Annotated in this window: 12 protein-coding genes; all 12 read left to right on the top strand. The window is 64.8% G+C overall.

Translation table 11 applies throughout. From position 1 onward, the window contains the following. Positions 1-21 precede the first annotated feature (21 nt). The 12 genes from X743_RS158795 (at position 22) to ftsZ (ending at position 15285) form a co-directional block, all read left to right on the top strand. Positions 22-1479, top strand: a complete 1458-nt coding sequence (locus tag X743_RS158795; protein WP_023765132.1) for a UDP-N-acetylmuramoyl-L-alanyl-D-glutamate--2,6-diaminopimelate ligase — start codon at positions 22-24, stop codon at positions 1477-1479. Beyond that, positions 1476-2909 carry a UDP-N-acetylmuramoylalanyl-D-glutamyl-2,6-diaminopimelate--D-alanyl-D-alanine ligase gene (locus tag X743_RS158800; RefSeq protein ID WP_023765131.1) on the top strand — a complete coding sequence of 478 codons (1434 nt, stop codon included), beginning with the start codon at positions 1476-1478 and terminating at the stop codon, positions 2907-2909. Before X743_RS158795 ends, X743_RS158800 begins: the two co-directional genes overlap by 4 nt. Positions 2910-2932: 23 nt before the next feature. Then, positions 2933-4015, top strand: a complete 1083-nt coding sequence (gene mraY, locus X743_RS158805) for a phospho-N-acetylmuramoyl-pentapeptide-transferase (protein WP_023765130.1) — start codon at positions 2933-2935, stop codon at positions 4013-4015. Between the two features lie 8 nt (positions 4016-4023). After that, positions 4024-5424: a UDP-N-acetylmuramoyl-L-alanine--D-glutamate ligase gene (gene murD, locus X743_RS158810; RefSeq protein WP_023765129.1), complete on the top strand. Its 1401-nt coding sequence runs from the start codon at positions 4024-4026 to the stop codon at positions 5422-5424. Then, positions 5424-6575 (top strand): putative lipid II flippase FtsW, encoded by a 1152-nt coding sequence (ftsW, locus tag X743_RS158815; protein WP_023765128.1) that lies wholly within the window; start codon positions 5424-5426, stop codon positions 6573-6575. Before murD ends, ftsW begins: the two co-directional genes overlap by 1 nt. A 1-nt stretch (position 6576) precedes the next feature. Beyond that, the gene (gene murG, locus X743_RS158820; protein WP_023765127.1) at positions 6577-7704 is read left to right on the top strand and encodes an undecaprenyldiphospho-muramoylpentapeptide beta-N-acetylglucosaminyltransferase; all 1128 of its coding nucleotides are present in this window, start codon (positions 6577-6579) and stop codon (positions 7702-7704) included. Further along, entirely contained in the window at positions 7701-9107 is a 1407-nt protein-coding gene (gene murC / locus X743_RS158825; RefSeq protein WP_023765126.1) for a UDP-N-acetylmuramate--L-alanine ligase, read from the top strand. Before murG ends, murC begins: the two co-directional genes overlap by 4 nt. Next, a complete protein-coding gene (gene murB / locus X743_RS158830; RefSeq protein ID WP_031257629.1) occupies positions 9104-10069 on the top strand; it encodes a UDP-N-acetylmuramate dehydrogenase in 966 nt (321 codons plus the stop codon). The genes murC and murB overlap by 4 nt, the downstream gene beginning before the upstream one ends. 301 nt (positions 10070-10370) lie before the next feature. Beyond that, positions 10371-11297, top strand: coding sequence for a D-alanine--D-alanine ligase (locus X743_RS158835; RefSeq protein WP_023765124.1), 927 nt, complete (start codon positions 10371-10373; stop codon positions 11295-11297). Then, positions 11285-12226 (top strand): cell division protein FtsQ/DivIB, encoded by a 942-nt coding sequence (locus X743_RS158840; protein WP_023765123.1) that lies wholly within the window; start codon positions 11285-11287, stop codon positions 12224-12226. The genes X743_RS158835 and X743_RS158840 overlap by 13 nt, the downstream gene beginning before the upstream one ends. Further along, on the top strand, positions 12223-13530 hold the full coding sequence (ftsA, locus tag X743_RS158845; RefSeq protein WP_013894675.1) for a cell division protein FtsA: 1308 nt from the start codon (positions 12223-12225) through the stop codon (positions 13528-13530). Before X743_RS158840 ends, ftsA begins: the two co-directional genes overlap by 4 nt. 66 nt (positions 13531-13596) lie before the next feature. After that, positions 13597-15285, top strand: a complete 1689-nt coding sequence (gene ftsZ / locus X743_RS158850) for a cell division protein FtsZ (protein ID WP_023765122.1) — start codon at positions 13597-13599, stop codon at positions 15283-15285. Positions 15286-15520: the final 235 nt, after the last annotated feature.

Below are 15520 nucleotides of genomic sequence, written 5' to 3'. Positions count from 1 at the left end.
TGTTGCGGTGAACGGAACTCGATGAAGCTCAGAGATCTAGACGGTATCCTGCCAGTCGAAGGAACAGCTTCCGCCGATCTGGAGGTTACCGGCATCTCGTCGGATTCCCGGCAGGTTAAACCCGGCGTCATCTTCTTCGCGCTTGCGGGAAGCAAAGCCGACGGCTCGGCCTATGCCGCCGATGCCGCCAGGCGCGGTGCCGTGGCGATCGTAACAGCCAAGGGCACCGCCGTTGGCGGGCAGCAGGTGCCAGTGCTGGCGGTGGACGATCCGCGCCTGGCGCTGGCGCTCGGAGCCGCCCGCTTTTTCGGCAAGCAGCCACAAACCATGATTGCGGTGACCGGCACCAGCGGCAAGACGTCGGTCGCCGCCTTCACCAGGCAGATCTGGGAGCAGGCGGGCTACGCCGCCGCCTCGATCGGCACCACCGGCGTGGTGGCGCCGGGCCGCAACGAATATGGTTCTCTGACGACTCCCGATCCGGTCGCCCTGCACCAACTGCTCAAGGAATTGGCCGACGCCGGCGTTACCCACGCCTCGATGGAGGCTTCCAGCCACGGGCTCGACCAGCGCCGCCTCGACGGCGTCAAGCTCGCCGCCGGCGGCTTCACCAATCTTGGCCGCGACCACATGGACTACCATCCAACGGTCGAGGATTATCACCGCGCCAAATTGCGCCTGTTCGACACGCTGCTGCCGAAAGGCGCGCCGGCGGTCATCTTCGCCGACGATCCGTGGTCGGCGCCGACGATCCAGGCGGCGTGGGCCGCCGGGCTCGAGGTGCTGACCGTTGGCCGCCATGGCGATTTCCTCCGGCTGAAGCGGGTCGAGCATGAGCGTCATCGCCAGCGCGCCGAGGTCGAGGCCGACGGTGTGCTTTACGAGATCGACTTGCCGCTGGCCGGCGATTTCCAGATTTCGAACGCGCTGGTTTCCGCGGGGCTCGCCATTTCCACGGGAACACCCACTGCCAAGACTTTGATGTCGTTGGAGAACTTGAAGGGCGCGCCGGGCCGGCTCGATCTCGTCGGGACCACCGCCAATGGTTCGCCCGTTTATGTCGACTATGCCCACAAGCCCGATGCGCTGGAAAACGTGCTGGCGTCGGTGCGGCCGTTCACCACGGGCCGCGTCATGGTCGTGTTCGGCTGCGGCGGCGACCGCGACCGCGGAAAAAGGCCGATCATGGGCGAGATCGCGACCCGGCTCGCCGATGTCGTCATCGTCACAGACGACAATCCGCGTTCGGAAGTGCCCGAGACCATCCGCGCCGCCATCATGGCCGCGGCGCCTGGCGCCATCGANGAGATCGGCGACCGGCGCAAGGCGATCCACGATGCAGTCGCCATGCTTCATGCCGGCGACACGCTGATCGTGGCCGGCAAGGGCCACGAGGAAGGCCAGACGATCGGCTCCGAGACGCTGCATTTCTCCGATCATGAGGAAGTCCGCGCCGCGCTGCGGGAGCGTGCCGCATGACCCTCTTGTGGACTTCCGAAGCGCTGGTTGCCGCCATGGACGGGCGGCCGCTCGGTCCGATGCCGGAAGGCATATCGGGCATTTCGATCGACAGCCGCAGCCTGCAGCCCGGTGATGCCTTCTTCGCCATCAAGGGCGAGGCGATGGACGGACACGACTTCGCCACCGCTGCGATCAAGGCCGGCGCCGGCGTATTGGTGGTGGCGGAAGGCAAGCTGCCGTCGCTCGGCCGGCTGACGGCGCCGATTGTCGTCGTCGAGGACGTGCTGGTCGCATTGGAAAAACTCGGTGTCGCGGCACGAGCCCGTTCGCGGGCAAAAATCATCGCGGTGACCGGTTCCGCCGGCAAGACCACCACCAAGGAAGCGCTGCGCCACGTGCTGTCGGCGGTGGGCAAGGTGCATGCCTCGGCGCAGTCCTTCAACAACCATTGGGGCGTGCCGCTGACCTTGGCGCGCATGCCCGTGGATTGCGATTACGCCGTGTTCGAGATCGGCATGAACCATCCCGACGAGATCCGGCCGCTGGTCAAAATGGTGCGGCCGCATGTCGCCATCGTCACCATGATCGCGGCGGCGCATCTCGGCTTCTTCCGCAACCTAGACGAGATCGCCAAGGCCAAGGCCGAGATTTTCGAGGGCATCGAACCCGATGGCGCGGCCATCCTCAACCGTGACGATGCGCGCTTCAAGCTTCTGGACAAGATGGCGCATGCCGCTGGTGTCGAGCATGTCTACGGCTTCGGCGAGAACGCGCGGTCGACCTTCAAGCTCACCAAGTGCGAACTCCACGCCGACCATTCCGACATCGCCGCCAGGATCGGCGGTCATGATATGATCGCCCGTATCGGCGCGCCCGGCCGTCATATGGTGCAGAACGTGCTGGCCGTGCTGGGCGCGGCGCATCTGGTCGGCGCCGACCTCGACAAAGTGGTGCTGGCGTTGGCCGATCTCTCCGCCGAGCGTGGGCGCGGCAAGCGCCACGTGCTGCGCCATCCCGGTGGCCCGATCACGCTGATCGACGAGAGCTACAATGCCAATCCGGCATCGATGGCCGCCGCGATGGCGTTGCTCAACACGACGCCGGTGACGGGCGAGGGTCGTCGCATCGCCGTGCTCGGCGACATGCTGGAGCTCGGTGATCATTCGGCCAAGCTGCATGCCGCGCTTGCCGACCTCATCGTCGGTACCGGCACGCAGACCGTTTTTCTCGGTGGCCCGGAAATGAAAGCGCTGGCGGATGCGCTTCCGGCCGAGATCCAGACGGAATACCGCGCCGGCGTCGCCGAGTTGAAGCCGGTGCTGCTTGCCGCGCTGAAGCCGGGCGACGTGGTGATGATCAAATCGTCGAAGGGCATCGGTTTCGCAAAACTGGTCGATGCGCTGCTGGGCAAATTCCCGGCGGAATCCACAACCAGCAAACAGACCTAGACCAAGTCGGGGGACGAAAGCGCATGTTCACACTGCTCGTCGATTTTGCGGACAAGATCTCGGTCTTCAATGTCTTCCGCTACATCACCTTCCGCACCGGCGGGGCGCTGATCACATCGGCGCTGATCGTCTTCATCTTCGGGCCGACGATCATCAATTCACTCAGGCTGCGCCAGGGCAAGGGCCAGCCGATCCGTGCCGACGGGCCGCAGACGCATTTCAAGAAGGCCGGCACGCCGACCATGGGCGGCCTGATGATCCTGTCCGGCATCATCGGCTCGTCTCTGCTGTGGGCGAACTTGTCGAGCATCTATGTCTGGGTGGTGCTTTTGGTGACGCTCGGCTTCGGCTCGATCGGCTTCTACGACGACTATCTGAAGGTGACCAAGCAGTCGCATCTCGGCTTTTCCGGCAAGGCAAGGCTGGCGCTGGAATTCGTCATCGCGGGCATTGCCGCCTGGGTGATCATGCACAATGGCCAGGCGCCGTTCTCGTCGTCGCTGACGTTCCCCTTCGCCAAGGAATTCATCATCAACCTCGGCTGGTTCTTCATTCCGTTCTCCTGTTTTGTCATCGTCGGCGCCGGCAATGCGGTGAACCTGACCGACGGCCTCGACGGACTTGCGATCGTGCCGATCATGATCGCGGCGGCGTCCTTCGGCGTCATCGCCTATCTCTCCGGCAACGCGGTGTTCGCCGAATATCTGCAGATCCATTTCGTGCCGGGCACCGGCGAACTGGCGGTCGTGCTGGGCGCCGTCATTGGCGCCGGCCTCGGCTTCCTCTGGTTCAACGCGCCGCCGGCGGCGATCTTCATGGGCGACACCGGCTCGCTGGCCATGGGTGGCCTGATCGGCACCGTCGCGGTCGCCACCAAGCACGAGATCGTGCTGGTCATCGTCGGCGGGTTGTTTGTCGTGGAAATCCTGTCGGTCATAATCCAGGTCGGCTACTTCAAGATGACCGGCAAGCGGGTGTTCCTGATGGCGCCAATCCATCATCATTTCGAAAAGCTCGGCTGGACTGAAAGCCAGGTGGTGATCCGTTTCTGGATCATCGCCGTCATCCTGGCTCTGGTCGGCCTCTCCACTCTCAAGCTTAGGTAGCAACCCCCTTGATCCCCGCCGCATCCTTCGCAGGCAAGCGCGTTTCGCTCTTCGGGCTCGGTGGCTCGGGGATAGCGACGGCGCGCGCGCTGATCGAGGGCGGTGCGGAGGTGCTGGCCTGGGACGACAATCCCGATAGCGTCGCCAAGGCGGCCGCCACCGGCATTGAAACCGCCGACCTGCGCGGCGCCGACTGGGCGAAATTCTCGGCCTTCGTGCTGTCGCCGGGCGTGCCGCTGACACATCCCAAACCGCATTGGACGGTGGAGCTGGCGCGCGGCGCCGGTGTCGAGGTGATCGGCGACATCGAACTGTTCTGCCGCGAACGGACGCTCAGTGCGCCGACAGCTCCCTTCATCGGGATAACCGGCACCAACGGCAAGTCGACGACGACCGCACTGACGGCGCATATCCTCAAATCGGCGGGCCGCGACACGCAGATGGGCGGCAATATCGGCCGCGCGGTGATGACGCTCGATCCGCCGAAGCCCGATCGCCACTATGTCGTGGAATGCTCGTCCTACCAGATCGACCTCGCACCCTCGATCAACCCGACGGCCGGCATCCTGCTCAACCTGACGCCCGACCATCTCGACCGCCACGGCACCATGCAGCACTACGCCTCGATCAAGGAACGGCTGGTGGCGGGTAGCGAGACGGCGATCATCGGCATCGACGATTCCTGGTGCGCGCAGATCGCCGAACGGCTGGAGCGGGCCGGGCGGCAGGTCATCCGCATCTCCAAGCGGCTGCCTTTGACCGACGGCTATTTCGCCGACGGCAGCAATTTGATGGAAGCCGTGCACGGCCGCTACAGCCGGGTCGCCTTCCTCGAAGGCATCGGTTCGCTGCGCGGCCAGCACAATGCGCAGAACGCGCTTGCCGCGGTCGCCGCGTGCCTGAGGGTTGGGATGGAGCTTGGTGAGATCCAGTCGGGGCTGGAAAGCTTCCCAGGCCTCGCGCATCGCATGGAGCAGGTCGGCCGCAAGGACCATGTGCTGTTCATCAACGATTCCAAGGCGACCAATGCCGATGCGGCGGCGCCCGCCCTGTCGAGCTTCAGCCGCATCTACTGGATCGCCGGCGGCCTGCCCAAGGAAGGCGGCATCGAGCCGCTGCGCGGCTTCTTCCCGCGTATCGCCAAGGCCTACCTGATCGGCGAGGCGGCGCCCGCCTTCTCGGCGACGCTGGGCGAGGCGGTGTCCTACGAGATATCGGGCACGCTGGCCGCCGCGGTCGAACACGCCGCGCATGATGCGGCCAGGGACGACGGCGGCGAGGCTGTGGTGCTGTTGTCGCCGGCCTGCGCCAGTTTCGACCAGTTCAAGAATTTCGAAGTCCGCGGCGAAGCCTTCAGGCAAGCTGCGAATGCTATCGAGGGCGTGAAACCCATCGGAGGGGCACGATAATGCAGAGCCGTCTCGACAAAAGCCCGGTTGCAACCTGGTGGTGGACGATCGATCGCTGGTTCCTGGCGGCATTCCTGTCGCTGATGGGGCTCGGCATCGTCTTGTCGTTTGCCGCCAGCCCGGCGGTGGCCGAACGCATCGGTCTCGACAGCTTCCACTTCGCCACCAGGCAGATCATCTTCACCGTGCCGGCGCTCGGCGTGATGCTGGCCGTCTCCTTCCTCGACTCCCGGCAGATCCGGCGCATGGCACTGATCATGCTGTGCCTGATGCTGGTGCTGATGGTGGCGGTGCTCTACATCGGCATCGAGGTGAAGGGCGCGCGGCGCTGGGTGTCGATTGCCGGCCTGTCGATCCAGCCGTCGGAATTCCTCAAGCCGGCCTTCGTCATCATGTGCGCCTGGCTGTTCGCCGAACACAAGCGTCAGCCCGACATTCCCGGCAATCTGTTCTCCATGCTGCTCCTGGTGCTGGTCGTGTCGCTGCTGGTGGCGCAGCCGGATCTCGGCCAGACCATGCTGACGACAGGCACCTGGGGTATCATGTTCTTCATGGCGGGGTTGCCATGGCTGTGGATCATCGTGCTGGGCGCGGCCGGCGTCGGCGGCGTCTTCGCCGCCTATACGGTGTTCCCGCACGTGGCCTTGCGTATCGACAAGTTCCTCACCGGCGAAGGCGATACGTTCCAGGTCGACATGGGACGCGACGCCCTGATCAACGGCGGCTGGTTCGGCGTCGGGCCGGGCGAGGGCACCGTCAAACGGGTCATTCCGGACAGCCATGCCGACTTCGTGTTTTCGGTCGCGGGCGAGGAATTCGGCCTGATCATGTGCTTCTTTATCATGTCGATCTTCGCCTTCATCGTGCTGCGCGGTCTCAACACGGCGTTCAAGGAACATGACGATTTCACCCGCTATGCGGTCGGCGGCCTGGTCACCGTGTTCGGCCTGCAGGCGGTCATCAACATGTGCGTCAACCTGCAGCTGGTGCCAGCCAAGGGCATGACATTGCCCTTCATCTCCTATGGCGGCTCCTCGCAGATCGCCATCGCCATCTCGATGGGCATGGTGCTGGCGCTGACGCGCAAGCGGCCGGAAAAGCGCAAGCAAATGGGCTTTACGCTGCCGCAGCGCGCCATGCCGGCGGAGTGACATGGCGAGAGGCGTCATCCTTCTTGCGGCGGGCGGAACCGGCGGACACCTGTTTCCGGCCGAGGCGCTGGCGCATGAGCTGAACGAGCGCGGCTGGTCGGTGCATCTGGCGACCGACGACCGTGCCGAGCGGTTTGCAGGCCATTTCCCGGCCGCCGCCATCCATCCCATCCAGTCGGCGACGATGGGCTCGAAGAACCCCATCGTCATGCTCGGCGCCTTCTGGAAAATCTGGCGCGGCGTGCGCCAGGCGTCTGCCGTCATCGCCAGGATCAAGCCGGATGCGGTCGTCGGCTTCGGCGGCTATCCGACCTTGCCGCCGCTCTATGCGGCGACCCGGCGCAAGGTGCCGACGCTGATTCATGAACAGAACGCAGTGATGGGGCGCGCCAACCGGGCGCTGGCCGGCCGCGTGGATGCGATCGCCGGCGGCTTCCTGCCGCAGGATACGAGTGCCGCGGGCGCCAAGACGGTGACGACAGGCAATCCGGTCCGGCCGGCCGTGCTGGAAGCGGCCAGGACGCCTTATGCGGCATCGGCCGGCGAACAGCCGTTCCGCCTCCTGGTGTTCGGCGGCAGCCAGGGTGCGCAGTTCTTTTCCGACGCCATGCCGGGGGCCGTCGCACTGCTTTCGGATGCGCAGCGCAAACGGCTTGTGATCACGCAGCAAGCGCGGGCGGATGATGTGGCGCGAGTGAAGGCCGCCTATGCCGCTCTTGGCGTCGCCGTCGAGGTCTCGCCCTTCTTCACCGATATGGCGGCGCGCATGGCGACCGCGCATCTGGTGATCTCGCGCTCCGGCGCCTCGACCGTTTCGGAGATCGCCGTCATCGGCCGGCCGGCACTGCTGGTGCCTTATCCCTATGCGCTCGACCACGACCAGGCGGCGAACGCGGCGGCCCTTGCCGCTGCCGGAGGCGGCGAGGTGCACCCGCAATCCTCGCTGTCGCCCGAGCGCATCGCGGCGCTCATTGGTGGGCTGATGGACAATCCCGAGCGGCTGGCCGCGATGGCTGCAGGCGCGAAATCGGCCGGCAGACCGGACGCGGCACGGTTGCTCGCCGATCTCACAGAGGCTATTGCGTCCGAAAAAACCGTCTCGGATTTCAGGAAGGGGACGCACGCATGAAGATGCCGCAGACCATCGGCCTTGTACATTTCATCGGTATTGGCGGCATCGGCATGAGCGGCATCGCCGAAGTGCTGCACAATCTCGGCTACAAGGTGCAAGGGTCCGACCAGGCCGAGAGCGCCAACGTGCAACGGCTGCGCGACAAGGGCATCGAATGCTTCGTCGGCCACAAGGCCGAAAACCTCGGCGAGGCCGAGGTGGTGGTCGTTTCGACAGCGATCAAGAAATCCAATCCGGAGCTGAAGGCCGCGCGCGAAAAGCTGCTGCCCATCGTGCGCCGCGCCGAGATGCTAGCCGAACTGATGCGCTTCCGCCAGGCGGTGGCGATCGGCGGCACGCATGGCAAGACGACGACGACCTCGATGGTCGCGACGCTGCTGGAAGCCGGCGGGCTCGACCCGACCGTCATCAATGGCGGCATCATCAACGCCTATGGCACCAATGCCCGTATGGGCGATGGCGAGTGGATGGTGGTCGAGGCCGACGAGAGCGACGGCACCTTCCTGAAACTGCCGGCCGAGATCGCGGTGGTCACCAACATCGATCCCGAGCATCTCGATCACTATGGCAGCTTCGACAAGGTGCGCGAGGCGTTCCGCCAGTTCGTCGAGAACGTGCCGTTCTACGGTTTTGGCGTGATGTGCACCGACCACCCGGAAGTACAGGCGCTGGTCAGCAGGATCGAGGACCGCCGCGTCATCACTTATGGCGAGAACGCGCAGGCCGACGTGCGCTTCACCAACCACCGCATGGCCGGCGCCATTTCGGAATTCGACGTGGTGATCCGCAACCGCAAGACGGGCGGCCAGACAGCGATATCGGACCTGCGGCTGCCGATGCCCGGCCGTCACAACGTCTCCAACGCCACCGCCGCGATCGCGGTCGCGCACGAACTTGGCCTGTCGGCCGAGGCGATCAAGAAGGGCCTGTCGTCCTTCGCCGGCGTCAAGCGGCGCTTCACCCATACCGGCTCGTGGAACGGCGTCGATGTGTTCGACGATTATGGCCACCATCCCGTCGAAATCGCTGCGGTGCTGAAGGCGGCGCGCAGCGCCACCAAGGGCCGCGTCATCGCCATTGCCCAGCCGCACCGCTTCACCCGGCTGCATGATCTGTTCAACGAGTTCTCCGCCTGCTTCAACGACGCCGACACGGTGATGGTCGCCCCGGTTTACGCTGCCGGCGAAGAGCCGATCGACGGTGTCACGTCAGACGAGCTGGTGTCTCGCATCCGTGCCGGCGGCCATCGCGATGCCCGCTACATAGAGGGGCCGACGGCGATCGCGCCGGTTATCCGCGATCTGGCCAAACCTGGCGATTTCGTCGTCTTCCTCGGCGCCGGCAACATCACCCAATGGGCCTACGCGCTGCCCAAGGAGCTCGGCGGGACTGTTTCATGATGCACGGCCAGGCCTTGATCGACAGACTTGGCGACCGGCTTGCCGGCCTGCGCGGCCGCATCACGCCGAATGCCGAGATGGACAAGATCACCTGGTTCCGGGCCGGCGGCCTTGCCGAGGCGCTGTTCCAGCCGGCCGACGAGGAGGACCTGGCCGCGTTCCTCAAGGCGGTTCCCGAAGAGGTGCCGCTGACCATCGTCGGCGTCGGCTCGAACCTGCTGGTCCGCGACGGCGGCATCCCCGGCTTTGTCATCCGGCTTTCAGCCAAGGGCTTTGGCGAGGCCGAAGTCATTTCGCCGATCAGGATCAAGGCCGGCGCGGCCACGCCCGACAAGCGGGTAGCCGCGGTGGCGCTCGAGGCAGGCATTGGCGGCTTCCATTTCTACCACGGCATCCCAGGCGCCATTGGCGGGGCGCTGAGGATGAATGCCGGTGCCAATGGTGTCGAGACACGCGAGCGCGTCGTCGAGGTGCGGGCGCTCGACCGCAAGGGCAATCTCCTGACGTTGAGCAATGCCGAGATGGGCTATGCCTATCGCCATTCCGGAGCCCCGTCCGGGCTGATCTTCACTTCGGCGGTGTTCGAAGGCTTTGCCGAGGAGAAGGCGGTGATCAAGGCAGCGATGGATGCAGTCCAGAACCACCGCGAGACCGTGCAGCCGATCCGCGAAAAGACCGGCGGCTCCACTTTCAAGAATCCGGAAGGCACGTCGGCCTGGAAGGAGATCGACAAGGCAGGCTGCCGCGGCCTGATGATCGGCGGTGCACAGATGTCGCCGATGCACTGCAACTTCATGATCAACACTGGCACTGCGACCGGTTACGATCTCGAATATCTCGGCGAGACCGTGCGTGCCCGCGTGCTCGAACATTCGGGCATCCGCCTGCACTGGGAGATCAAGCGCATCGGCAATTTCCGCTCCGGGCATGCCGTGCAGGAGTTTCTCGGTCAGCTTCTGTAGCGGCCGTTGAAGTTCATGTGATGCATGAACTTCAACGCGTTCCCCAAACGCGCAAAACCGTTGCTCCAAGGACTCACCGACGCGGTTTTCGCAGCGATTTTCTCACAAAGTGAATCTCTCGGAATCATAAGCACTTGCCAGTGAATCAACTCTCTGATTCTCTGCTCGAAAGCGTTTCCTGATTTGAGTCGTTCGACGCGTTACCCGCGTTTTCCGTCTGGGGGGGCAACCTGCCGGGAGACTCGGACTCAATGTTGCGGAAATCCTGGTTTTGGTCCGCCATGAGAGGGGATGACGGGGAATGAAGAGCAAGCACGTGGCCGTACTGCTGGGAGGTTTCTCGTCCGAGCGGCCCGTGTCCCTGTCTTCGGGAAAGGCTTGCGCCGATGAACTCGAGAAAGAAGGCTACCAGGTCACGCGCGTGGATGTCGGGCGCGATGTCGGCTCGGTGCTCGCCGAACTCAAGCCCGATGTCGCCTTCAATGCGCTGCATGGTCCGTTCGGCGAGGATGGCACCATCCAGGGCATCCTCGAATATCTCGCCATTCCCTACACCCATTCGGGCGTGCTCGCCTCGGCGTTGGCCATGAACAAGGAGCAGGCCAAGCGGGTTGCCAAATCGATCGGCATGCCTGTCGCCGAATCGAAGGTCACCAGCCGCTTCGCCATCCAGGACAAGCATCCGATGAAGCCGCCCTATGTGGTCAAGCCGGTCAGCGAGGGCTCGAGCTTCGGTGTCGTCATCGTGAGCGAGGGCCAGTCGCATCCGCCGCAGGTCATCGGTTCGTCCGAGTGGAAATATGGCGATACGGTCATGGTCGAGCGCTACATCCACGGCCGGGAACTGACCTGCGCGGTGATGGGCGATGTCGCGCTCGGGGTCTGTGAGATCATCCCGACCGGCCATTCCTTCTACGACTATGATTCAAAATATGTCGCTGGCGGATCAAAGCACGAATGCCCCGCAAAAGTTTCACCGAATATTTACCAAAAAATACAAACACTGGCGCTCAAGGCTCACCAAGTGATCGGCTGTCGGGGCGTTTCCCGGTCGGACTTCCGTTATGACGATCGTCACTCCGAAAATGGCGAGGTTGTATGGCTCGAGGTCAATACCCAACCGGGCATGACACCGACGTCCTTGGTGCCTGAAATCGCCGCCCATGCCGGGCACTCGTTTGGCGATCTGTTGAGTTGGATGGTGGAGGACGCTTCGTGTCTGCGTTGAAATGGGGACAGAGCAAGGGGAAGGGCGCGGCTGGGCCGTCGCTGCTTGGCCTGTCGCTTTCGTTCGACCATTTCGTCCTGCCGCGCATGCTTCGCCGCCCGGTGCGCATCCTGGCGCGCCTGGGTGACGGCGAGTTCCAGGCGCCGCGTTTCTCAGCCGCGATGATGTCCGCCGTGCTGCTCGCTTCGAGCGGCGCCTATGGCGCCTATCTTGGCGGCCATGCCGACGGCATCATCCAGAGCATTACCGCCCGTACCGGCTTCGCCGTCGATCAGGTCAAGGTGGTCGGCAACCGCCAGACCTCGGAGATCGATATTCTGGACAGGCTCGAACTCGACGGCTGGACGTCGCTGATCGGCTTCGACGCGGAGGCCGCGCGCGAGCGCATCTCGGGTCTGCCGTGGATCGAGGTCGCAGCGGTGCGCAAGGTCTATCCGCACACATTGGAAGTGCGCGTTGGGGAGCGCGAGGCGTTCGCGCTCTGGCAGCAGGGCGATGCCCTTTCGGTCATCGAGAAGGATGGCGCCGTCATCGCGCCGTTCTCGGGCGGCAAGCAGGTGCTGCTGCCGTTGCTGATCGGGACCGGTGCGCCGGCCAAGGCGCCGGACTTCCTGGCCAAGATCGAAAAATATCCGGACCTTGCTTCCCGCGTGAAAGGCTACATCCGTGTCGGTGAGCGGCGCTGGGACCTGAAGCTGGACAACGGCATCACCGTCAAGCTGCCCGAGGATGACGAGGACCAAGCGCTCGCCGAGCTCGTCAAGATGGACCATGACAAGGGGCTGTTGTCGCGCGACATCGCCGCCGTCGACATGCGCCTGACCGACCGGCTGGTCGTGCAGCTGACGCCCGAGGCGGTGACGCAGCGCGAGGCCGCACTCAGCGAGAAACCGAAAACCCTCAAGCGCAAGCCGGAGACGAAGATATGAGCTGGCTTGGCGGTCATGGCGATGCCTCGTCGCGCCGTTCCGGCACCCTGACGGTGCTGGATGTCGGCTCGAACAAGGTCTGCTGCATGGTGGCGAAGCTGAAGCCGTGCGATGACGGCAAGCTGCTGCGCGGCCGCTCGCACCGGATCCAGGTGATCGGTATCGGCCATCAGAAATCGCAAGGCGTGAAGTCTGGCGTGGTCGTCGATCTCGACCGGGCCGAGCATGCCATCCGGCTGTCCGTCGACGCTGCCGAGCGCATGGCGGGGCTGACGGTCGATTCGCTTATCGTCAACATGACCGCCGGCCGGCTGAAGAGCGAAGCTTTCGCCGCGACCATCAATCTTGGCGGCCACGAGGCCGACGAAGCCGACATCAAGCGCGTGCTCGGCGCCGGCGCCAAACAGGCGCTCAAGGCCGAGCGCGAGGTGATCCATTCGCTGCCCGTCGGCTTCTCGCTGGACGCCGAGCGCGGCGTGCGCGACCCGCGCGGCATGGTCGGCGATGCGCTTGGCGTCGACATGCATGTGTTGACCGGTGACGCCGCCCCGATGCGCAATCTGGAACTCTCCATCAACCGATCGCATTTGTCGGTCGAGCGAATGGTGGCGACACCCTATGCCAGCGGGCTGGCGGCACTTGTCGACGACGAGCTGGAGCTTGGCGCTGCCTGCATCGACATGGGCGGCGGCACGACGACGATCTCGGTATTTTCGGAAGGCAAGTTCGTTCACGGCGACGCCATCGCCATCGGCGGCAACCATGTCACGCTCGACATGGCCAAGGGGCTCTCGACCTCGCTCGATGCCGCCGAACGGCTGAAGGTGATGCATGGCTCGGCGCTGCCGGGCAGCGCCGACGACCGCGACCTGGTCTCGATCCAGCCGATCGGCGACGATGGCGACGTGCCGCTGCAGATACCGCGCTCGGTGATGACGCGCATCGTGCGCGCCCGCATCGACGAAACGCTCGAACTGCTGCGCGACCGGCTGAACAAATCCGGCTACGGCAATGCGGTGGGTAAGCGCGTCGTCTTGACCGGCGGCGCCAGCCAGCTTGCCGGCCTGCCGGAAGCGGCGCGCCGCATCCTGGGGCGCAATGTGCGCATCGGCCGCCCGCTCGGCGTGGCGGGCCTGCCCGAGGCGGCGAAGGGGCCAGCCTTTTCGGCCGCCGTCGGGCTTTTGATCTATCCGCAGATGGCGAGCTTCGAGAGCCATCCGGCGAAAGGAATTTCCGGTCTCAGGATGACCGGAACGGGCGGAAAACTGCATCGCATGAGTCAGTGGTTGAGAGACAGTTTCTAATTGACGGGGACAGCCCCATAGGCGGCCGCGGCGGCGAAGCGGCGTGAAAGGCAAAGGACGGAGACAATGACCATCAATCTGCAGAAGCCGGACATCACCGAGCTTAAGCCCCGCATCACCGTGTTCGGCGTCGGCGGTGGCGGCGGCAATGCCGTCAACAACATGATCACCGCAGGTCTGCGCGGTGTCGAGTTCGTTGTCGCCAACACCGACGCGCAGGCGCTGACCATGTCGAAGGCCGATCGGCTGATCCAGCTTGGCGCGCATGTCACCGAGGGTCTCGGCGCCGGCTCGCAGCCTGAAGTCGGCCGTGCGGCGGCCGAAGAGTGCATCGACGAGATCATCGATCACCTGTCCAACACCCATATGTGCTTCGTCACCGCGGGCATGGGCGGCGGCACGGGTACGGGTGCTGCTCCGGTCGTGGCGCGGGCCGCCCGCGAAAGGGGCATCCTCACCGTCGGCGTCGTCACCAAGCCGTTCCATTTCGAAGGCCAGCGCCGCATGAAGACGGCCGACCTCGGCATCGAGGAACTGCAGAAATGCGTCGACACCCTGATCGTCATCCCCAACCAGAACCTGTTCCGGCTGGCCAATGACAAGACCACCTTCGCCGACGCCTTCGCCATGGCCGACCAGGTGCTCTATTCCGGTGTTGCCTGCATCACCGACCTGATGGTCAAGGAAGGCCTGATCAACCTCGACTTCGCCGACGTGCGTTCGGTGATGCGCGAGATGGGCAAGGCCATGATGGGCACCGGCGAAGCTTCGGGCGAGGGCCGTGCAATGGCCGCCGCCGAAGCAGCGATCGCCAACCCGCTGCTCGACGAGACGTCGATGAGGGGCGCCAAGGGCCTGCTGATCTCGATCACCGGCGGCCGCGACCTCACCCTGTTCGAGGTCGACGAAGCGGCGACCCGTATCCGCGAGGAAGTCGACCAGGACGCCAACATCATCCTGGGCGCCACCTTCGACGAAGAACTCGAAGGCGTCATCCGCGTCTCGGTGGTCGCAACCGGCATCGACAAGTCGGCGGCTGAAATCGCCGCCGCGCCGATCGCGATCCGCACCGCACCGCAGAAGCCGGCCGCCCGTCCGGCCGTGGCAGCGGTCGAAAGCCGCCCGGCGCCGGTCCAGCAGACCGCCTACGAGCCGCGCGCAGCGGACCCGGTCGCCGAAGCCATCCAGCTCGCCGAGGCAAACGCCGCGGCCATGGCGCAGGCTCGTCCGGCTCCTGTCGCCCATGCGGACGATTTCCGCCCGCAGAGCAAGATCTTCCAGGCGCCGCCGGCACAGCCGCAGCCGATGGCACAGCCGGTGGTCCAGCAGATGATGCAGCCGGCTCCGCAGCCGCGCGAAATGCTGCGTGAGGTGCAACAGCCGGTGGCGATGGCGCCGCAGCGCATGCCGCGCGTCGAGGACTTTCCGCCGGTCGTGAAGGCCGAGGTGGACGCCAAGAGCCGCCCGGCCGACCATGAGAACAACAGCGGGCCGATGGGCCTGTTGAAGCGCCTGACCAACGGCCTGACCCGCCGCGAGGAGGAGCCCGCACGGCTGCAGCCGGCGCAACCTCGCGAGCCCAAGCTGCGCCAGGCGGCACCGGAAGTGCGCCGTCTCGCCAGCCAGGACGCCCAGCTCTACGCGCCGCGCCGCGGCCAGCTGGACGACCAGGGCCGCCTGACGCCGCAGACGCGGGCGACTCAGGACGACGATCAGTTGGAGATTCCGGCGTTCCTGCGCCGCCAGGCCAACTGAGCGGTTAACGGGCTGTAACAATTGTTAACAGGCAAGCAAGAAATTGCTTGCCTGTTAACGTTTAAACCGTCGCAAAAACAAGGGCTTACGACGCCGTTTGAATTCCTATTCGCGGTTACAAAGAGTAAGAAACCGTGATTTGGAGTCTCCCTGCCGGGACACTATCTTCGCTGCCTACCACAGTCGGTCTGCCGGGATTTCGGGGGAAGTCGCCCTGCCAGCCGATTCAACAAGA

It is taken from the genome of Mesorhizobium sp. LNHC232B00 (assembly GCF_000502435.1).
GTDB classification, from domain to species: domain Bacteria; phylum Pseudomonadota; class Alphaproteobacteria; order Rhizobiales; family Rhizobiaceae; genus Mesorhizobium; species Mesorhizobium opportunistum.
This window is presented reverse-complemented; position numbering and strand designations above follow the sequence as displayed.

Coding starts and splice junctions, on each gene's coding strand:
- X743_RS158800 (WP_023765131.1), top strand. CDS start 1,476: ATGACCCTCTTGTGGACTTCCGAAGCGCTGGTTGCCGCCATGGACGGG.
- mraY (WP_023765130.1), top strand. CDS start 2,933: ATGTTCACACTGCTCGTCGATTTTGCGGACAAGATCTCGGTCTTCAAT.
- ftsW (WP_023765128.1), top strand. CDS start 5,424: ATGCAGAGCCGTCTCGACAAAAGCCCGGTTGCAACCTGGTGGTGGACG.
- murG (WP_023765127.1), top strand. CDS start 6,577: ATGGCGAGAGGCGTCATCCTTCTTGCGGCGGGCGGAACCGGCGGACAC.
- murC (WP_023765126.1), top strand. CDS start 7,701: ATGAAGATGCCGCAGACCATCGGCCTTGTACATTTCATCGGTATTGGC.
- murB (WP_031257629.1), top strand. CDS start 9,104: ATGATGCACGGCCAGGCCTTGATCGACAGACTTGGCGACCGGCTTGCC.
- X743_RS158835 (WP_023765124.1), top strand. CDS start 10,371: ATGAAGAGCAAGCACGTGGCCGTACTGCTGGGAGGTTTCTCGTCCGAG.
- ftsA (WP_013894675.1), top strand. CDS start 12,223: ATGAGCTGGCTTGGCGGTCATGGCGATGCCTCGTCGCGCCGTTCCGGC.
- ftsZ (WP_023765122.1), top strand. CDS start 13,597: ATGACCATCAATCTGCAGAAGCCGGACATCACCGAGCTTAAGCCCCGC.